Source organism: Streptomyces sp. NBC_00525, from assembly GCF_036346595.1.
GTDB lineage: Bacteria > Actinomycetota > Actinomycetes > Streptomycetales > Streptomycetaceae > Streptomyces.
Genome location: NZ_CP107834.1, coordinates 2,459,824 through 2,477,697, shown reverse-complemented (window position 1 = coordinate 2,477,697; position 17,874 = coordinate 2,459,824). Strand labels below are relative to the sequence as shown.

Here is a 17,874-nt window from a genome sequence, read left to right as displayed (position 1 = left end):
CGGGCCGGCGGCCCTTCCGGCGGGGCGGGGCGAGGTCAGACCAGGTTCTTGGTGAGGGTGAACTGCGTGACGCCCGGGGGGAAGTCCTCGACCTGGCCGCGGATCTCGTACCCCTGCTTGCGGTAGAAGCCGGGGGCCTGGAAGTCCCAGGTCTCCACGCGGGAGCGGGCGCACGACCGGTCCTCCCGCGCCAGCCGTTCCGCCTCGGCGAGCAGCCGCGCGCCGAGGCCGGAGCCCCGGTGCGCGGTGTCCACCCAGAGCAGTTCCAGATGGAGCCAGCGCGCCCAGGTCCGCGCGGCCAGCCCCCCGACCAGCTCGCCTTCGGCGTCCAACGCCCATACGTGCAGCGGTACTTCGGCTTCGAGCTCGGGGTCGCGCAGGGCCCTCATATGCGGTGAGGCCGCGGTGTTGTCGTCCCGCAGCCGCTGATGCAGCAGCGCCCGCCGCTCCTTGTCCACGTCCGTCTCAAGATGCAGCATGCGCCCCAGCGTAGGGCGAACCCCGCCGCGACTTCCGGCAATTTCCTTCCGGCCGGGCCCCTCGCCCGTACCCTGATGCACAGTGCACAGCATGGGGGTGCCTGTGGCCCGTATCCGGGTTCTCGTGGTGGACGACCACCGGATCTTCGCCGAATCGCTCGCCGCCGCGCTCGCGGCCGAGCCGGACGTGGAGGTCGCGGCGGCGGGCAGCGGCCCGGCCGCGCTGCGCTGCCTGGAGCGGGCGGCGGCGGAGGGCCGGGAGTACGACGTACTGCTGGTGGACGCCGAGCTGGGCGGCCACCTCGCCCCGCAGGCCGCCGCGCCGGTCCCGGTGGACGGGATCGCGCTGGTGGGCGCGGTCCGGGCGGCCCGCCCCTCGGTGCGTACGGTGGTGCTCGCCGAGAAGGACGAGCCCGGCCGGGCCGCGCGCGCCCTCCAGGCGGGGGCCTGCGGCTGGGTCGCCAAGGACAGCTCGCTGCAACGGCTGCTCGCGGTGATCAGGGGGGTGCTGCGGGACGAGACGCATCTGCCCGCCGCCCTGCTGACGGGGGTGCTGCGGGAGCTGCTGGCCGAGCGCAAGCACCGCACCGAGAGCGAGAAGCTGGTGGCATCGCTGACCCCGCGCGAGCGGGAGGTGCTGCGGTGCATGGTGGCGGGGCTGGGCCGCAAGGCGGTCGCGGAGCGGCTGTTCCTCTCGCCGCACACCGTGCGTACGCACATGCAGAACGTGCTGGGCAAGCTGGGCGTCCACTCCACCCTGGCCGCGGTGGCGCTGGCGCGCCGGGCGGGGGTCGGCCCGGCCGACCTGGCGGAGAAGGAGCCGCCGGACGGGGCGGCGGGCTCAGAGCGTGTCGGCGGACCCGCGCCCGGACGGGGGTCCGCCGACACGCTCTCAGGGAATGTTGTCGAACGGGGCGGTCAACCGGCGTAGCAGCCCGGCCAGTTCGGTGCGCTGCTGGGCGGACAGCTCGCCGAGGATGGCGCGCTCCTGGGCCAGCAGTCCGGCCAGCGACTGATCGGCCTTGTCGCGGCCCTCGGCGGTGAGCCGGACCAGGACCCCGCGCCGGTCGCTGGGGTCGGGGAGCCGCTCGACGAGGTTCTTCTTGGTCAGCCGGTCGATGCGGTTGGTCATCGTGCCCGAGGTGACCAGGGTCTGGGTGAGCAGCTGGCCGGGGGAGAGCTGATACGGGGCGCCGGCCCGGCGCAGCGACGTGAGGACGTCGAACTCCCACGGCTCCAGCTGGTGCTCGGCGAAGGCGATGCGGCGGGCCCGGTCGAGGTGACGGGCCAGGCGCGAGACGCGGCTGAGGACCTCGAGCGGTTCCACGTCGAGGTCGGGGCGCTCTCGGCGCCATGCAGCGACCAGTCGGTCGACCTCGTCCTCCATGTGGATCAGTGTAGAGGGTCTGTCGATATGAAGTCTCTTGAATTCGAGTGTCTTGACATCAAGATACTTTCGGTCAACCCTGGAACCATGACCGCACCGCTCTGGGACCCCCGGCAGTACCTGCGCCACGCGGACCACCGCACCCGGCCCTTCCACGACCTCCTGGCCCGCGTACCCGACCCGCCCGGCGCCCCCGCGCCCCGCGTCGCCGACCTCGGCTGCGGCGCCGGCAACGTCACCGCCCTGCTCGCCGAGCGCTGGTCCGCCGCCCGGATCACCGGCTACGACAACTCGCCGCAGATGCTGAAACGGGCCCGCGCCCACACCACGGACCTGCTGGACTTCGCCGAGGCCGACGCCGCCACCTGGACGCCCTCGGAGCCGTACGGCCTGATCATCTCCAACGCCCTGCTCCAATGGGTGCCCGGCCACGCCGACCGCTTCCCGGACTGGCTGGACGCCCTGCTGCCCGGCGGCACCCTCGCCCTCCAGGTCCCCGGCAACTTCGACCAGCCCTCGCACACCCTGATGCGCGAACTCGCCGAATCCCCGCGCTGGCGCCCCCGCCTGGGCGGCCTGCTGCGCCACGCGGACGCCGTGCTGAGCCCCGCCGGCTACCTGGACGCGCTGACGGGCCCCGGCCTCACCGCCGACGTCTGGGAGACCACGTACCTCCACCTGCTGCCGGGCGAGGACCCGGTCCTGGACTGGGTCGAGGGCACCGGCCTGCGCCCCGTCCTCACCGCCCTCGCCGACGACGAGGAGGCACTGAACGCCTTCCGCGCCGAATACCGCGCCCGCCTCCGCACGGCCTACCCCCGGGGCCCGCACGGCACGGTGTTCCCCTTCCGCCGCATCTTCGCCGTGGCCCGGCGGGGGAAGCGATGATCGCCGCGGTCGACCATGTCCAGCTGGCCGCCCCCGAGGGCAGCGAAGAGGCGCTGCGCGCCTACTACGCGGACGTCCTCGGCATGACGGAGATCCGCAAGCCGCCCGTGCTCGCCGCCCGGGGCGGCTGCTGGTTCGCCGCCGGAGCCGTTCAGCTGCATCTGGGCACCGAGGCGGACTTCCGGCCGGCCCGCAAGGCCCATCCGGGGCTGCGGGTCACGGACATCGAGGCGTACGCGGCCCGGCTGGCCGCACGCGGTGCCGAGGTGGTCTGGGACGGGAACCTGCCGGGACACCGCCGCTTCTACAGCCACGACCCGGTCGGCAACCGGCTGGAGTTCCTCGAACCCGTGTCCTTCGCCGGTCCGGGCCTCGCCCGCTCAGGCTCCTGGTTCCTCCGGTGTCGCAGGAGGCTCCGCCGGCGTCGGCGCCGGCCGGGCGAAGAGAACGGCCCGGGCGACCGGCGGAGCGAACAGCGCCGAGACGGGCCGGGCGAGCATGAGTACGGCACGGAAGGCGTCACCCACGACCGGGTCGCCGGTCGCCCTCTCCTGGACGCGGTTCAAGTACCAGTCCGCGACCCGGTCCGCGGGCCCGCAGTCGAGGGCGTTGCCCAGGGCGCCCGGCATCTTGCGATCCGCCCCGGCGGAGATGTCCCATGCCTGACGGGAGGCCGCGAGCAGTGCCCGCCGCACGCGCCGGGTCGTAGGGCGCCGATCGGCAAGCGCGTCACGCAGGGCGACCGCGTTCATCGCGGCGACGGCCATGCCCTGGCCGTAGACCGGGTTGAAGGTGCACAGGGCGTCGCCGGTCGCGAGGAACCCCGCCGGCGTGCCGGGCAGGTCGTAGCGGCGGCGGACGTTGGCGGTGCGCCGGAAGCCGAATGGCGGGGAGAGCGGTTCGGCCTTCTCCAGCCAGCGGTCCAGGAGCGGATGGTCCAGCCGCTTGACGTACGACGTGAACCCGTCCTCGTCCGTGGGCGGTTCGGTGCCGCGCAGGCCGGACACGATCACCAGGTGGGTGCCGTCCTCCAGGGGCAGCGCACCGCCGCCGTGCGGCTGCGAGGGGCCCGGATAGACGTAGTACCCGACGGTCGGACCGTCGAGGACCCCCTCCGGGCCGCGGTAGACGCGGGAGGCGTAGGCGAGCCCCGTGTCGATGGTCTCCTCGTGCGGGGCCGGGGCGCCGCACGACGCGAGCCACTGCGGGGCCTTCGTACCGGCGCCGGAGGCATCGACGACCAGGTCGGCCGCCAGGGGCCGGGGTTCCGCACGGGTGTCCCCGGAACGGTCCCGCAGCAGTACGCCCCTCACCCGCGAGGTGTCACCGAGGAACCCCACGACATCGGTGCCCTCCACAGTGCTGATCAGCGGATTGGCGAGAACCCGCCGCCGTACCAGTTCCTCCAGTTGCGCACGGGAGCCGGTGTAGATGTGTGCGGAGGGGCGTACTCGCCGGAACCAGCGCCCGGCCTGCCGGAGCACCAGGTCCGACGGCATGCCCACCCACGGCGCACCCGCCTTCCGTAAATCCGCGAGGAAGCCCGGCAGCAGCGCTTCCATGGCGACCTGTCCACCCTCCAACAGCACATGGGGGTGGCGCCCTTGCGGTACGCCGGGCCGCGACTCGGCGCCGTCCGGGAACCGGTCCCGCTCGACGACGGTCACCCGGTCGGCGTGCCCGGCGAGCACATGCGCCGCGAGCAGCCCCGAGAGGCTCCCGCCCACGACCACCACATGACGTCCACGGCGGCTGCCCGCGTCCACGGCAGAGTTCACCGGCTCACTCCCTGATCGGCCCCGGCATCGATTCGTCGCAAGTGTCCCACCGCGGAAGCCCGGTTGGCCGAGGTTCGGCCACAGCGCGGCGCGGGTCGGGACACACGAGGGAGTGGTGGGGCAGGAGTGGAACTCGTCCCCGCGGCCTTCGCACCGGACGTGTGCGCTCCTCGGTCGGAGCACATGATCCGGGCGAAGGCCGCTGACGCGTACGACGGTCACCGAACCGGGAGATCAGCTACGGCGCGTCGTTCGGCGTCGGACGTCGAGGACCGGCCTAGTACAGGCCGTTGTAGATGTCCCAGCCGTAGCCGATCTTCGCGCGCTTGTTCAGCTTGCCGGTGCCGGTCGACGAGTAGCGGTACACGTCGCCCTTGCCGTCGATGCCGACCAGGTCCGCGTGGCCGTCGCCGTCCATGTCGCCCGGCGCGGCGAACTGCTTGTAGATGTTGTAGCCGTAGCCGAGCTTCACGCGGGCCGAGAGCGGCTTCGAGGCGTTGCCCGTGCCCTTGTACAGGTACAGGTTGCCCTTGGTGTCGCGGGCCACGACGTCCGCGATGCCGTCGCCGCTGAGGTCACCGGCGCCGACGATCTTGTTGTACGTGTTGTAGCCGTAGCCGACCTTGGCCTTGGCCGCGAACTTGGTGCCGAGCCCGTTGCCCTTGTACAGGTACAGGTTGCCCTTGGTGTCGCGGGCCAGCAGGTCGCCCTTGCCGTCGCCGGTCAGGTCGCCCGGACCGGTGAGGCTGTTGTAGACCTGCCAGCCGGTGCCGATGTAGTCGCCGTTGACGTAGAGCGTGCCCTTGTAGTTCTGGACCAGGTCGCCCCAGCCGTCGTTGTCGAGCGACGACGCCATCGACAGGCTCACGCTGTTCCAGCCGCTGTCCGAGCCGTCGCCCTGACGCGGGAAGAACTTCCCGTTGTTGCGGGCCTGGTACCAGTACAGGCTGCCGCCCTTGGAACGGCCCAGGACCTCGTGCTTGCCGAAGTCCGGGTTGCCGCCCGCGCCGACGAACAGCGCCGCCGCGTTCCAGCCGGTGCCGCCCTCGACGCGCTTCTCGAAGGTGCCGTCGCCCTTCGAGTAGTACGTGTACAGCGTGCCGTTCACCTTGCGGGCGACGATGTCGCCCAGGCCGTCGCCGTCCACGTCGTCGAAGCTGATCAGCTGGTTGTAGATGTCCCAGCCGTAGCCGACCTTGACGCGCGCCTTGAACGGGTTCGACGCGTCGCCGGTACCGGCGTAGAAGTACACGTCGCCGTTGGGCTTGCGGGCGATGATGTCGCCCAGCCCGTCGCCGTTGACGTCGTTGGCGCCGACGATCTGGTCGTACGTGTTCCAGCCGTAGCCGACCTTGACACCGGCCTTGAAGGGCGCGCTGTTCACATTGCCGGTCGAGACGTACACGTAGATGTCGCCGGAGGGCGTCCGCGCGATCAGGTCGCCGCGGCCGTCGCCGTCCAGGTCGCCGGGGGAGACGACCTTGTTGTACTTCTGCCAGCCGTTGCCCGACCAGGTGACGTAGCCGGTGCTGTCCGCGCCCCAGCTCTGGTAGAGCGAGAGCTTGCCGGACGCCGACAGCGTCAGCACCTCGGCCATCCCGCCGCCGTCCAGGTCGCCCGGCGTGATGATGTCCTTCGGCGTCTCGAACTGGTCGTCGCTGTAGATCGTGTACGCGTGCGAGCCCGAGGAGTCCGTGATCGCGTACAGGTTGCCGTCCAGGCCCCGGTACAGCATGTCGCTGTAGCCGTCGCCGTCCAGGTCGGCACGCGGCTTCGCGGGAACGACCGCGGACGGGGACTGCGCGCTCGGTGCGCCGGACGCGTCCGACTTCTTCTTCGCCGAGCGCTTCGGCAGGGTGAGCGTCGGCTGCGCGCCGAGCTCCGGGGTGTTCTGTGCGGTGGCGCCGCTCGGAGCGGTCGCCGAGTCATCGGCCGAGGCCGGGGCCGCCAGCAGCATGCCGGCGGAAAGGACGAGTGCGGTGCAGGCCGCGATCCGCCGCGCACGCTTGGAGCGCGTAACAGAACGGCCGGGTTCCACAGAAGTCAAAGCCCCCCCAGGGGTAAGTGGTGGAACCGGGAGAAAGGCGATCGCACGGTGCAAAACGTGCACCGTTCACAGGTGCATTACATGCAGGCGACGCATTCCCGGAATGGTCACAGACTCTACAACTGTGACCACCGGGACTGTAGTGGTTTAGCGCTGGATCAAGGTTGCGGCTTGGACACATCCGCGACCGCGGCCGCGGAAAACCGCCCGGCCGCGGAAATCCGGACGGCCCGTCAGCTCTTGCGGTGCCCTATCAGCCGCGGCTTGGACTCCAGATTCTCCAGACCGTGCCAGGCCAGATTCACCAGATGCGCCGCGACCTCCGCCTTCTTCGGCTTGCGCGCGTTCACCCACCACTGACCCGTCAGCGCCACCATGCCCACCAGCGCCTGCGCGTACAGCGGGGCCAGCTTCGGATCGAATCCCCTGGCCTTGAACTCCAGCCCCAGGATGTCCTCCACCTGGGTGGCGATATCACTGATCAGGGAGGCGAAGGTACCCGTGGACTGCGCCACCGGAGAGTCCCGGACGAGAATGCGGAAGCCGTCCGTGTACGTCTCGATGTAGTCCAGCAGAGCGAAGGCCGCCTGCTCCAGGAGCTCACGCGGATGGCCCGCGGTCAGCGCACCGGTCACCATGTCCAGGAGCTTGCGCATCTCCCGGTCCACCACGACCGCGTACAGCCCCTCCTTGCCGCCGAAGTGCTCGTAGACGACCGGCTTCGACACCCCCGCGCGGGCCGCGATCTCCTCGACCGACGTGCCCTCGAAGCCCTTGTCCGCGAACAGGGTGCGACCGATGTCCAGCAACTGCTCACGGCGTTCCTTCCCGGTCATCCGCACCCGGCGGGCCCGCCGGGACGAGGGTGCACGGGTGTTCTCGCTGCCTGCGCTGGAGTCGGTCGCCACGTCGTCCATCATGCCGGGTCGGCCGCCGCGGGGTTGCGCCGGGACTCGATCCGGGCGGAGTCCGGCCAGCGCACGTCGTAGGCCCAGCCGGCCCGCTCGAACCAGCGGATGAGCCGGGCACTCGAATCGACCTGACCCCGCATCACGCCGTGCCGCGCGCTCGTCGGGTCCGCGTGGTGCAGGTTGTGCCAGGACTCGCCGCAGGACAGGACCGCCAGCCACCACACGTTGCCCGAGCGGTCACGGGACCTGAAGGGGCGCTTGCCCACCGCGTGGCAGATCGAGTTGATCGACCACGTCACGTGGTGCAGCAGGGCCACCCGTACCAGCGAGCCCCAGAAGAACGCCGTCGCCGCACCCCACCACGACATCGTCACCAGCCCGCCGACCAGCGGGGGAATCGCCAGCGAGATGATCGTGAACGTCATGAAGTGACGGGAGACACGGCGGATCGCCGGGTCCTTGATGAGGTCCGGGGCGTACTTCTGCTGCGGAGTCTGCTCCTCGTCGAACATCCATGCGATGTGGGCCCACCACAGGCCCTTCAGCAGCGCCGGCAGCGTCTCACCGAACCGCCACGGCGAGTGCGGATCACCGTCCGCGTCCGAGAACCGGTGATGCTTGCGGTGATCGGCCACCCAGCGCACCAGGGGACCCTCGACCGCCAGCGAACCGGCCACCGCCAGAGCGATGCGGAGCGGACGCTTCGCCTTGAACGAACCATGCGTGAAATAGCGGTGGAAACCGATCGTGATGCCATGGCAGCCGATGAAGTACATCGCCACCAGCAGGCCCAGATCGAGCCAGCTCACACCGCGGCCCCAGGCCAGCGGCACCGCCGCGACCAGCGCCACGAACGGGACGACGATGAACAGCAGGAGCGCGATCTGCTCGATCGACCGCTTGTTGTCCCCGCCGAGCGTGGCGGAGGGAGGAGCAGGATCACCGGCCGCCGGAGCGGCGGCCTCGATCACATCGGGGCTGGTCTTCATGGGGAGTCCCCTGGGGGTGAGAACGAGACGGACAACCGGGGTTACGCATCCGTAACCTACGGCTTCGTAAGTATGTCAGCGCGCAGGCCCGCCCACGAGAGGGCGAAACACCGCGCACAGACGCACGAATACCGGGTAGACACACACCGCGTACCCCGGCCGGAGCCGCCGCAGCCCCGACGGCCCCTCCGGGGCGCGAACAGCGCCGAAAGCACGGACACCTATCCTGGAGAGGTCGGACAGCGCGGTCCGCACCCTGCTTTCCGGGGTGGCGTCGGCATCCGCCGACCGCGGTCCCCGGACCCCGTGCACAACCACTGCAAGGAGCCGCACACTGTGAGCAGTGCCGACCAGACCCCCGCCGCCAGCCCCGAGCTGCGCGCCGACATCCGCCGCCTGGGCGACCTCCTGGGCGAAACCCTGGTACGCCAGGAAGGGCCGGAACTCCTCGACCTCGTCGAGCGCGTCCGCGCCCTGACCCGCACCGACGGCGAAGCCGCCGCCCAGCTCCTCGGGGACACGGACCTGGAGACCGCCGCCAAGCTCGTCCGCGCCTTCTCCACCTACTTCCACCTCGCCAACGTCACCGAGCAGGTCCACCGCGCCCACGAGATGCGCGACCGCCGCGGCGCCGAGGGCGGCCTCCTCGCCCGCACCGCCGACCGGCTCAAGGACGCCGACCCCGAGCACCTGCGCGCCACCGTCAAGAACCTCAACGTGCGCCCCGTCTTCACCGCGCACCCCACCGAGGCCGCCCGGCGCTCCGTCCTCAACAAGCTCCGCCGCGTCGCCGCCCTCCTCGACACCCCCGTCGTCGAGGCCGACCGCCGCCGCCAGGACCTCCGGCTCGCCGAGAACATCGACCTCATCTGGCAGACCGACGAACTGCGCGTCGTCCGCCCGGAGCCCACCGACGAGGCCCGCAACGCCATCTACTACCTCGACGAGCTGCACGCCGACGCCGTCGGCGACGTCCTGGAGGACCTGGCCGCCGAACTGGAACGCGTCGGCGTCGAACTGCCCGCAGGCACCCGCCCCCTCACCTTCGGCACCTGGATCGGCGGCGACCGCGACGGCAACCCCAACGTGACCCCCAAGGTCACCTGGGACGTCCTCATCCTCCAGCACGAGCACGGCATCACCGACGCCCTCGAACTCATCGACCAGCTGCGCGGACTGCTCTCCAACTCCATCCGCTACACCGGCGCCACCGACGAACTCCTCGCCTCCCTCAAGGCCGACCTCGACCTCCTCCCCGAGATCAGCCCCCGCTACAAGCGGCTCAACGCCGAAGAGCCCTACCGGCTCAAGGCCACCTGCATCCGCCAGAAGCTCGTCAACACCCGCGAACGCCTCGCCAGCGGCCGCCCGCACCGCCCCGGCTGCGACTACCTCGGCACCGCCGAACTGGTCAACGACCTGACCCTCATCCAGGACTCGCTGCGCCGCTACAAGGCCGGCATCGTCGCCGACGGCCGCATGGCCCGCACCATCCGCACGCTCGCCGCCTTCGGCCTCCAGCTCGCCACCATGGACGTCCGCGAACACGCCGACGCCCACCACCACGCCCTCGGCCAGCTCTTCGACCGGCTCGGCGAGGAATCCTGGCGCTACGCCGACATGCCCCGCGACTACCGGCAGAAGCTCCTCGCCAAGGAACTCCGCTCCCGCCGCCCCCTCGCCCCCACCCCGGCCCCGCTCGACGCCGCCGGCGAGAAGACCCTCGGCGTCTTCCACACCATCAAGGAAGCCTTCGAGCGCTTCGGCCCCGAGGTCATCGAGTCCTACATCATCTCCATGTGCCAGGGCGCCGACGACGTCTTCGCCGCCGCCGTCCTCGCCCGCGAGGCCGGCCTCGTCGACCTGCACGCCGGCTGGGCCAGGATCGGCATCGTGCCGCTCCTGGAGACCACCGACGAACTGCGCGCCGCCGACGTCATCCTCGACGAGATGCTCGCCGACCCCTCCTACCGCCGACTCGTCTCCCTGCGCGGCGACGTCCAGGAGGTCATGCTCGGCTACTCCGACTCCTCCAAGTTCGGCGGCATCACCACCTCCCAGTGGGAGATCCACCGCGCCCAGCGCCGCCTGCGCGACGTCGCCCACCGCTACGGCGTCCGGCTGCGCCTCTTCCACGGCCGCGGCGGCACCGTCGGCCGCGGCGGCGGCCCCTCGCACGACGCGATCCTCGCCCAGCCCTGGGGCACCCTGGAGGGCGAGATCAAGGTCACCGAGCAGGGCGAGGTCATCTCCGACAAGTACCTCATCCCCGCCCTCGCCCGCGAGAACCTCGAACTGACCGTCGCGGCCACCCTGCAGGCATCCGCCCTGCACACCGCGCCCCGCCAGTCCGACGAGGCCCTCGCCCGCTGGGACGCCGCGATGGACACCGTCTCCGACGCCGCCCACGCCGCCTACCGCAAGCTCGTCGAGGACCCGGACCTGCCGTCCTACTTCCTCGCCTCCACCCCCGTCGAACAGCTCGGCAACCTGCACCTGGGCTCGCGGCCCTCCCGCCGCCCCGGCTCCGGCGTCTCCCTCGACGGACTGCGCGCCATCCCGTGGGTCTTCGGCTGGACCCAGTCCCGCCAGATCGTCCCCGGCTGGTACGGCGTCGGCTCCGGCCTCAAGGCCCTGCGCGAAGCCGGCCTCGACACGGTCCTGGAAGAGATGCACGACCAGTGGCACTTCTTCCGCAACTTCATCTCCAACGTCGAGATGACCCTCGCCAAGACGGACCTGCGCATCGCCCGCCACTACGTGGACACCCTCGTCCCCGACGAGCTGAAGCACGTCTTCGACGCCATCGAGGCCGAGCACGCCCTCACCGTGCAGGAAGTCCTGCGCGTCACCGGCGGCGACAAGCTGCTCGACACCCACCCGGTGCTCCAGCAGACCTTCGCCATCCGCGACGCCTACCTGGACCCGATCTCCTACCTCCAGGTCTCCCTGCTCGCCCGCCAGCGCCAGGCCGCCGAGCGCGGCGAGGAGGAGGACCCGCTGCTCGCCCGCGCCCTGCTGCTCACCGTCAACGGTGTGGCCGCGGGCCTGCGCAACACCGGCTGAGCCGGCCCCGCACACACGGACGGGGCGCGGGGGAATCCCCCCGCGCCCCGTCCCGCTCCACCGGCACGCACCCGGTCAGGAGTTGTACGCGGACTGCGCGCGCTCCAGCCCCTCCGCCAGCAGACACTCCACCGCGTCCGCCGCCCGGTCCACCTCCAGCGCCAGCTCCTTGCGCTCCGTGGAGGAGAAGTCCTTCAGCACGAAGTCCGCCACCTGCATCCGCCCCGGCGGCCGGCCGATCCCGAACCGCACCCGGTGATAGTCCGGACCCATCGCCTTCGTCATCGACTTCAGCCCGTTGTGCCCGTTGTCGCCGCCGCCCAGCTTCAGCCGCAGCGTCCCGTAGTCGATGTCCAGCTCGTCGTGGACCGCCACCACATGGTCCAGCGGCACCTTGTAGAAGTCCCGCAGCGCCGCGACCGGGCCGCCGGACAGGTTCATGTACGACATCGGCTTGGCGACCACCACCCGCCGGCTCAGCGGCCCCGGCGGACCGATCCGCCCCTCCAGGACCTGCGCCTGGGCCTTCGGGGCGCGCTTGAACTTCCCGCCGATCCGCTCGGCGAGCAGGTCGGCGACCATGAAGCCGACGTTGTGCCGGTTCGCCGCGTACTCGGGGCCGGGGTTGCCCAGCCCCACGATCAGCCAGGGGTCGGTGGCTTCGGACATCGCGTGCGGTCTCCTCGTTCGTACACGTTGTGCCCCCGTACGGCGGGCGCGGACAGGAAGACGGGGCGGCGGCTCCCCGGTGAAGGGAGACCACCGCCCCGTCAGTCAAGCAGGTGCGGCGAGGGCTCAGGCCTCCTCGCCGGCCTCCTCGGCCGGGGCCTCCTCGACCTGCGCGGCGACGACCTGGAGCACGATGGCGTTCGGGTCGCCCTCGGCCAGCACCGAGCCGGCCGGCAGCGGGATGTCCTTGGCGAGGATGGACGCACCGGCGTCCAGGCCCTTCACGGAGACCGTGACGGACTCGGGGATGTTGGTGGCCTCGGCCTCGACGAGCAGCGTGTTCATCACGTACTCGAGCAGGTTGCCACCCGGCGCCAGGTCGCCCTCGACGTGCACGGCGATCTCGACGTTGACCTTCTCGCCGCGCTTCACGGTGAGCAGGTCGACGTGCTCGATGTCGCCCTTGAGCGGGTTGCGCTGGACGGCCTTCGGGATGACCAGCGCGTCCTTGCCGTCGATCTCCAGACCGATCAGCACGTTGGCGGTGCGGAGCGCGAGCAGCAGCTCGTGACCCGGCAGGGTGATGTGGACCGGCTCGGCGCCGTGGCCGTAGACGACCGCGGGGACCTGGTGGGCACGGCGCGCGCGGCGGGCGGCACCCTTGCCGAACTCGGTACGGACCTGGGCGGCGAGCTTGATCTCGGCCATGGTGGCACTCCTCGTGAGGTGACGGAAGAACGGACGGTCACCCGGCCAAAACTGGCCTGCTACGAAGAGCGCGCCGATAACGGAGCCCCGTACACAGGTACGGCCTCCCTCGCCGAGCAACTCGTCGAGTCTACCCGGCGGGGAGGCCGCATCCCAAAGTGGATCAACGGCGGCGGTGGCCGCCGCCCGGTCCTACTGCTCCTCGAACAGGCTGGTGACCGAGCCGTCCTCGAAGACCTCGCGCACCGCGCGGGCGATCGTCGGGGCGATCGACAGGACCTTGATCTTGTCGAGCTCCAGCTCATTCGGGGTCGGCAGGGTGTCCGTGAACACGAACTCGCTGACCTTCGAGTTCTTGAGGCGGTCCGCCGCCGGACCGGACAGGACGCCGTGCGTCGCCGTCACTATCACGTCCTCCGCGCCGTGCGCGAACAGGGCGTCGGCGGCGGCGCAGATGGTGCCGCCGGTGTCGATCATGTCGTCGACCAGGACACAGACCCGGCCCTTCACATTGCCGACGACCTCGTGGACGGTCACCTGGTTGGCGACGTCCTTGTCACGGCGCTTGTGCACGATCGCCAGCGGGGCGTCGAGCCGGTCGCACCAGCGGTCCGCGACGCGCACGCGGCCGGCGTCCGGGGAGACGATCGTCAGCTTGGAGCGGTCCACCTTGGCACCCACGTAGTCCGCCAGGATCGGCAGCGCGAAGAGGTGGTCCACCGGGCCGTCGAAGAAGCCCTGGATCTGGTCGGTGTGCAGATCGACGGTGAGGATGCGGTCCGCGCCCGCCGTCTTCATCAGGTCCGCGATCATCCGGGCCGAGATCGGCTCGCGACCGCGGTGCTTCTTGTCCTGGCGGGCGTAGCCGTAGAACGGCACGATCACCGTGATCGAACGGGCCGACGCGCGCTTGAGCGCGTCGAGCATGATCAGCTGCTCCATGATCCACTTGTTGATCGGAGCCGTGTGGCTCTGGATCAGGAAGCAGTCCGCGCCGCGCGCCGACTCCTGGAAGCGGACGTAGATCTCACCGTTGGCGAAATCGAAGGCCTTCGTCGGCACGAGGCCGACACCCAGCTGGTGCGCGACCTCCTCGGCCAGCTCGGGGTGGGCGCGGCCGGAGAAGAGCATCAGTTTCTTCTCGCCGGTCGTCTTGATCCCGGTCACAGCACAGTCTCCTCAGACGTGTTCCTGGCGCCGCACACAGATGTCCCGAAGTGCAACGAGCCAGCCGAAATGGGGTGAGCATCTATCACGGTACGCCGTGCGCGGCGCACCTGTTTCCGGTCAGCTTTCGCCGGCCGGCTTCTCCTCCGCCGCCTGGGCCGCCTGCGCGGCGGCGCTTCCGGGACGCTTGCGCGCCACCCAACCCTCGATATTCCTTTGCTGGCCCCGTGCCACGGCCAGCGAACCGGACGGTACGTCCTTCGTGATGACCGACCCGGCGGCGGTGTAGACACCGTCTCCGACCGTGACAGGCGCCACAAACATATTGTCCGACCCGGTGCGGCAGTGCGACCCGATCGTCGTGTGGTGCTTGGCCACACCGTCGTAGTTCACGAAGACGCTCGCGGCGCCGATGTTGGTGTGGTCGCCGATGGTGGCGTCGCCCACGTACGACAGGTGCGGGACCTTGGTGCCCTCGCCGATCGTCGCGTTCTTCATCTCGACGTAGGTGCCGGCCTTCGCCTTCGGGCCGAGCGTGGTGCCGGGCCGCAGATACGCGTACGGGCCCACCAGCGCGCCCGGACCGACCTCGGCGCCGTCCGCCACGGTGTTGTCCACCCGCGCGCCCGCGTGCACGACGGTGTCCGTCAGCCGCGAGTTCGGGCCGACCTCGGCGTCCTCCGCGAGGTGCGTGCTGCCCAGCAGCTGGGTGCCCGGGTGCACGATCGCGTCGCGCTCGTACGTCACGGTGACGTCGATCAGCGTGGACGCCGGGTCGACGACGGTCACCCCGGCCGTCATCGCGCGCTCCAGCAGCCGCTGGTTCAGCAGCCGGCGGGCCTCCGCCAGCTGCACCCGGTTGTTGATGCCCAGGATCTCGCGGTGGTCGGCCGCCACCGACGCGCCCACCCGGTGCCCGGCCTCGCGCAGGATGGACAGCACGTCGGTGAGGTACTCCTCGCCCTGGCTGTTGTCCGTGCGCACCTGGCCCAGCGCCGTCGCGAGCAGCTTCCCGTCGAACGCGAACACCCCGGAGTTGATCTCCCGGACGGCCCGCTGCTCGTCGCTCGCGTCCTTGTGCTCCACGATCGCGGTGACCGCGCCGCTGGCCGCGTCGCGCACGATGCGCCCGTAGCCGGTGGCGTCGGGGACCTCGGCGCTGAGCACGGTGACCGCGTTGCCGTCGGCGGTGTGCGTCGCGGCGAGCGCCGCCAGCGTCTCGCCGGACAGCAGCGGGGTGTCCCCGCACACCACGACCACGGTGCCCTCGACCGCCCCGCCCAGCTCGTCGAGCGCGACCCGCACCGCGTTCCCGGTGCCCTTGCGCTCGGCCTGGTAGGCGGTGCGCACCTGCGCGTCGGCCTCGGCGAGGTGGGCGGTGACCTGCTCGTGCGCGTGGCCCACCACCACGACGAGGTGCTCGGGGTCCAGCTCGCGCGATGCGGCGACGACATGACCGACGAGCGAGCGCCCGGAGATCTGGTGCAGAACCTTGGGTGTCTTCGACTTCATGCGGGTGCCCTCACCCGCTGCGAGGACGACGACGGCTGCCGGGCGTACGGAGCTCACGGATATGCCCTTCGGCTTCGGGTGGTGGACATCTGCAGGATACCGGGGGGCCCGTCCCCGGACATGGGCGCGGGCCCCGACCGCAGTGGTCGGGGCCCGCACAGGAAAGCTCCCCCGCCAGGACTCGAACCCGGACAGATGGCACCAAAAGCCACAGTGCTGCCAATTACACCACGGGGGACTGAATCGGTTCATACCGGACATTGCTCCGGTCTGCCCGATCGGCACCCAACACTATGCCGTACCAAGCCCCTTGTACGCGACGAGGATGCGGATCGCCGGAACCGGCGGCGGGACGTGCTGGACGGGTACTCCGTAAATGGGATGCGGGCGCCCGTAGGCTGGATGCCATGACCGCAACGGGGGCAGACCGGGAAGCGGCGGGTTCGACCACCCGTGGCTACTGGTGGTGGGAACGGCGACGGAGTGTCGCGCTCGACGGGGGACTGGCGCTGGTGTCGGCGCTGGAATGCGGACTCGAAGGGGTGGCGTTCGCGGGGGACGCGGGGCTGCCCGTGCCCCTGGGGGTGGTGTTCGGGCTGCTCGCCGGGGCCGTGCTGCTGGTGCGGCGGCGCTGGCCGATCGCGGTGGTGCTGGTCTCGATCGCGACGACCCCCGCCGAGATGGGCTTCCTGATGGGCCTGGTGGGGCTCTACACGCTGGCCGCGTCCGAGGTGCCCCGGCGGATCACCGCCGTGCTGATGAGCATGTCCCTGGTGGGGACGTTCATCGTGACCTACGTACGGCTGCGCCAGGGCGTCGACGAGAACGCGGACTTCGGGCCCGGCGACTGGTACGTGCCGATGCTGTCCCTCTTCATGGCCGTCGGGCTGACCGCCCCGCCCGTGCTGTTCGGCCTGTACATAGGGGCCAGGCGCCGGCTGATGGAGAGCCTGCGGGAGCGGGCCGACTCGCTGGAGCGGGAGCTGTCACTGCTCGCCGACCGGGCCGAGGAGCGCGCCGAGTGGGCCCGCACCGAGGAACGCACCCGGATCGCCCGCGAGATGCACGACGTGGTGGCCCACCGGGTGAGCCTGATGGTGGTGCACGCGGCGGCGCTCCAGGCGGTGGCGCCCAAGGACCCCGCCAAGGCCGTGCGCAACGCGGCGCTGGTCGGCGACATGGGCCGCCAGGCGCTCACCGAGCTGCGCGAGATGCTGGGCGTGCTGCGGACCGGCGACCCGATGATGACCCGCGTGGACAAGGTGCCGCTGGCCGCGGTCGGCCGGGCGGCGCAGGCGGCGGCGGAGGACGGGCCGCGCCTGGACGAGGTGGAGGCGCTGGTCGGGCAGTCGCGGGCCGCCGGGATGACCGTGGAGCTGTCGGTGGAGGGCGACGCGCGGGCGTACGCGCCCGAGGTCGAGCAGACGGCGTACCGGGTGGTGCAGGAGGCCCTCACCAACGTCCACAAGCACGCGGCCGGCGCGAGGACGTGGGTGCGGCTGGCGCACCGGGACGCCGAGGTCGCGATGCAGGTGGAGAACGGCCCGTCCGACGCGGCGACGGCGGACGCGGGGCTGCCCAGCGGGGGCAACGGCCTGGTCGGCATGCGCGAACGGGTGCTGGGCCTGGGCGGCGTGTTCGTCTCGGGCCCCACGGACAAGGGCGGCTTCCGCGTCTCGGCGGTCCTGCCGGACGAGGGCACCGGCGCCGACGGCGCCACCGCGGCGTCCGCCTAGGGCAGGGGACTAGCCCGAGACCAGCCGCTCCGGCTGGAGCCCCGTGACCAGCGTCGCGAGGGCCGTGTCGATGTCCCGGCCCAGATACCAGTCGCCGGTGTGGTCGATGGAGTACACCCGCCCGGTCAGATCGATCGCCAAGACCGCCTGGCCCTCCCCCTCCTCGCCGAGCGGCGCCACCTCCGTGTCCAGCGCCCGGCCCAGGTCGCCGAGGGTGCGGGCCAGGTGCAGTCCGCTCAGTGGGTCGATGCGGACGGCCGGCGGCGCGATCTGGCGGCCGGGCGCGGTGGCGGTGACGCGCAGCCCGCCGAACTCGGCCCACGCCTCGACGGCGGCCGGGAAGACGGCGTGCCGGTGCCCGGCGGGTGAGGCGTACGAGCGCAGCGCGTCGGCCCACTCCTCGGCCTGGCGGATGTCCCAGCGGCCGGGCTGCCAGCCGGCGGCCCGCAGGGCGGTGTCCACGGCGGCCGGGAAGCGGGGGGCGGCCGGCCGCTCAGGGCCGGACTGCGCGGGCAGGTCGGTGCGGTCGTGCATGGG

Annotated in this window: 15 protein-coding genes, 1 tRNA gene and 1 pseudogene; 5 read left to right on the top strand and 12 right to left on the bottom strand. The window is 71.4% G+C overall.

Features of this window, described 5'->3' with window-relative positions:
- Positions 1-35: 35 nt before the first annotated feature.
- Complete coding sequence (locus tag OG710_RS10940) at positions 36-479, bottom strand: GNAT family N-acetyltransferase (protein ID WP_330239153.1); 444 nt, start codon at positions 477-479, stop codon at positions 36-38.
- A 91-nt stretch (positions 480-570) separates the two neighbouring features.
- Between OG710_RS10940 and OG710_RS10935 the strand changes: the two genes are divergently transcribed.
- On the top strand, positions 571-1,410 hold the full coding sequence (locus OG710_RS10935; RefSeq protein WP_330239152.1) for a response regulator transcription factor: 840 nt from the start codon (positions 571-573) through the stop codon (positions 1,408-1,410).
- Here the strand turns inward: OG710_RS10935 and OG710_RS10930 are convergent.
- Entirely contained in the window at positions 1,372-1,866 is a 495-nt protein-coding gene (locus OG710_RS10930; RefSeq protein ID WP_111330646.1) for a MarR family winged helix-turn-helix transcriptional regulator, read from the bottom strand. The genes OG710_RS10935 and OG710_RS10930 overlap by 39 nt on opposite strands.
- An 87-nt stretch (positions 1,867-1,953) precedes the next feature.
- Between OG710_RS10930 and OG710_RS10925 the strand changes: the two genes are divergently transcribed.
- Together OG710_RS10925 and OG710_RS10920 are read left to right on the top strand one after the other, a co-directional pair.
- Complete coding sequence (locus OG710_RS10925) at positions 1,954-2,754, top strand: trans-aconitate 2-methyltransferase (RefSeq protein ID WP_330239151.1); 801 nt, start codon at positions 1,954-1,956, stop codon at positions 2,752-2,754.
- Positions 2,751-3,110: pseudogene (locus tag OG710_RS10920) on the top strand (VOC family protein); the annotation flags it as partial. The gene OG710_RS10925 and the pseudogene OG710_RS10920, both read left to right, overlap by 4 nt.
- A 24-nt stretch (positions 3,111-3,134) precedes the next feature.
- Here OG710_RS10920 and OG710_RS10915 read toward each other — a convergent pair.
- The 4 genes from OG710_RS10915 to OG710_RS10900 form a co-directional block, all read right to left on the bottom strand.
- Entirely contained in the window at positions 3,135-4,481 is a 1,347-nt protein-coding gene (locus OG710_RS10915) for an FAD-dependent oxidoreductase (protein ID WP_330242213.1), read from the bottom strand.
- A gap of 328 nt (positions 4,482-4,809) precedes the next feature.
- Entirely contained in the window at positions 4,810-6,570 is a 1,761-nt protein-coding gene (locus OG710_RS10910; RefSeq protein WP_330242212.1) for an FG-GAP repeat domain-containing protein, read from the bottom strand.
- A gap of 242 nt (positions 6,571-6,812) precedes the next feature.
- Positions 6,813-7,499, bottom strand: coding sequence for a TetR/AcrR family transcriptional regulator (locus OG710_RS10905; protein WP_111330654.1), 687 nt, complete (start codon positions 7,497-7,499; stop codon positions 6,813-6,815).
- Positions 7,496-8,479 carry an acyl-CoA desaturase gene (locus tag OG710_RS10900; RefSeq protein ID WP_330239150.1) on the bottom strand — a complete coding sequence of 328 codons (984 nt, stop codon included), beginning with the start codon at positions 8,477-8,479 and terminating at the stop codon, positions 7,496-7,498. Before OG710_RS10900 ends, OG710_RS10905 begins: the two co-directional genes overlap by 4 nt.
- A 336-nt stretch (positions 8,480-8,815) precedes the next feature.
- Here OG710_RS10900 and ppc point away from each other — a divergent pair, with 336 nt between their 5' ends.
- Complete coding sequence (ppc, locus tag OG710_RS10895) at positions 8,816-11,545, top strand: phosphoenolpyruvate carboxylase (RefSeq protein ID WP_111330658.1); 2,730 nt, start codon at positions 8,816-8,818, stop codon at positions 11,543-11,545.
- Positions 11,546-11,620: 75 nt separating this feature from the next.
- On the opposite strand, the gene pth is transcribed toward ppc, so the two are convergent.
- The 5 genes from pth to OG710_RS10870 all read right to left on the bottom strand — a co-directional run bounded on the left by pth (position 11,621) and on the right by OG710_RS10870 (position 15,839).
- A complete protein-coding gene (gene pth / locus OG710_RS10890; protein WP_239225214.1) occupies positions 11,621-12,214 on the bottom strand; it encodes an aminoacyl-tRNA hydrolase in 594 nt (197 codons plus the stop codon).
- 126 nt (positions 12,215-12,340) lie between these two features.
- Positions 12,341-12,922: a 50S ribosomal protein L25/general stress protein Ctc gene (locus OG710_RS10885; protein WP_330239149.1), complete on the bottom strand. Its 582-nt coding sequence runs from the start codon at positions 12,920-12,922 to the stop codon at positions 12,341-12,343.
- Positions 12,923-13,114: 192 nt separating this feature from the next.
- Complete coding sequence (locus tag OG710_RS10880; RefSeq protein ID WP_330239148.1) at positions 13,115-14,089, bottom strand: ribose-phosphate diphosphokinase; 975 nt, start codon at positions 14,087-14,089, stop codon at positions 13,115-13,117.
- Positions 14,090-14,209: 120 nt separating this feature from the next.
- Complete coding sequence (glmU, locus tag OG710_RS10875) at positions 14,210-15,658, bottom strand: bifunctional UDP-N-acetylglucosamine diphosphorylase/glucosamine-1-phosphate N-acetyltransferase GlmU (RefSeq protein WP_330239147.1); 1,449 nt, start codon at positions 15,656-15,658, stop codon at positions 14,210-14,212.
- A gap of 109 nt (positions 15,659-15,767) precedes the next feature.
- Positions 15,768-15,839: transfer RNA gene (locus OG710_RS10870), tRNA-Gln, on the bottom strand.
- Positions 15,840-16,008: 169 nt separating this feature from the next.
- Here OG710_RS10870 and OG710_RS10865 point away from each other — a divergent pair.
- Positions 16,009-17,337 (top strand): sensor histidine kinase, encoded by a 1,329-nt coding sequence (locus OG710_RS10865; RefSeq protein WP_330239146.1) that lies wholly within the window; start codon positions 16,009-16,011, stop codon positions 17,335-17,337.
- Between the two features lie 9 nt (positions 17,338-17,346).
- On the opposite strand, the gene OG710_RS10860 is transcribed toward OG710_RS10865, so the two are convergent.
- Complete coding sequence (locus OG710_RS10860) at positions 17,347-17,871, bottom strand: SUKH-3 domain-containing protein (RefSeq protein WP_111330672.1); 525 nt, start codon at positions 17,869-17,871, stop codon at positions 17,347-17,349.
- Positions 17,872-17,874 lie beyond the last annotated feature (3 nt).

Bases quoted from the DNA above. Each gene is read 5' to 3' on its own strand.
- OG710_RS10940 (WP_330239153.1), bottom strand. From the start codon at position 479: ATGCTGCATCTTGAGACGGACGTGGACAAGGAGCGGCGGGCGCTGCTG.
- OG710_RS10935 (WP_330239152.1), top strand. From the start codon at position 571: ATGGGGGTGCCTGTGGCCCGTATCCGGGTTCTCGTGGTGGACGACCAC.
- OG710_RS10930 (WP_111330646.1), bottom strand. From the start codon at position 1,866: ATGGAGGACGAGGTCGACCGACTGGTCGCTGCATGGCGCCGAGAGCGC.
- OG710_RS10925 (WP_330239151.1), top strand. From the start codon at position 1,954: ATGACCGCACCGCTCTGGGACCCCCGGCAGTACCTGCGCCACGCGGAC.
- OG710_RS10905 (WP_111330654.1), bottom strand. From the start codon at position 7,499: ATGATGGACGACGTGGCGACCGACTCCAGCGCAGGCAGCGAGAACACC.
- OG710_RS10900 (WP_330239150.1), bottom strand. From the start codon at position 8,479: ATGAAGACCAGCCCCGATGTGATCGAGGCCGCCGCTCCGGCGGCCGGT.
- pth (WP_239225214.1), bottom strand. From the start codon at position 12,214: ATGTCCGAAGCCACCGACCCCTGGCTGATCGTGGGGCTGGGCAACCCC.
- OG710_RS10885 (WP_330239149.1), bottom strand. From the start codon at position 12,922: ATGGCCGAGATCAAGCTCGCCGCCCAGGTCCGTACCGAGTTCGGCAAG.
- OG710_RS10865 (WP_330239146.1), top strand. From the start codon at position 16,009: ATGACCGCAACGGGGGCAGACCGGGAAGCGGCGGGTTCGACCACCCGT.
- OG710_RS10860 (WP_111330672.1), bottom strand. From the start codon at position 17,871: ATGCACGACCGCACCGACCTGCCCGCGCAGTCCGGCCCTGAGCGGCCG.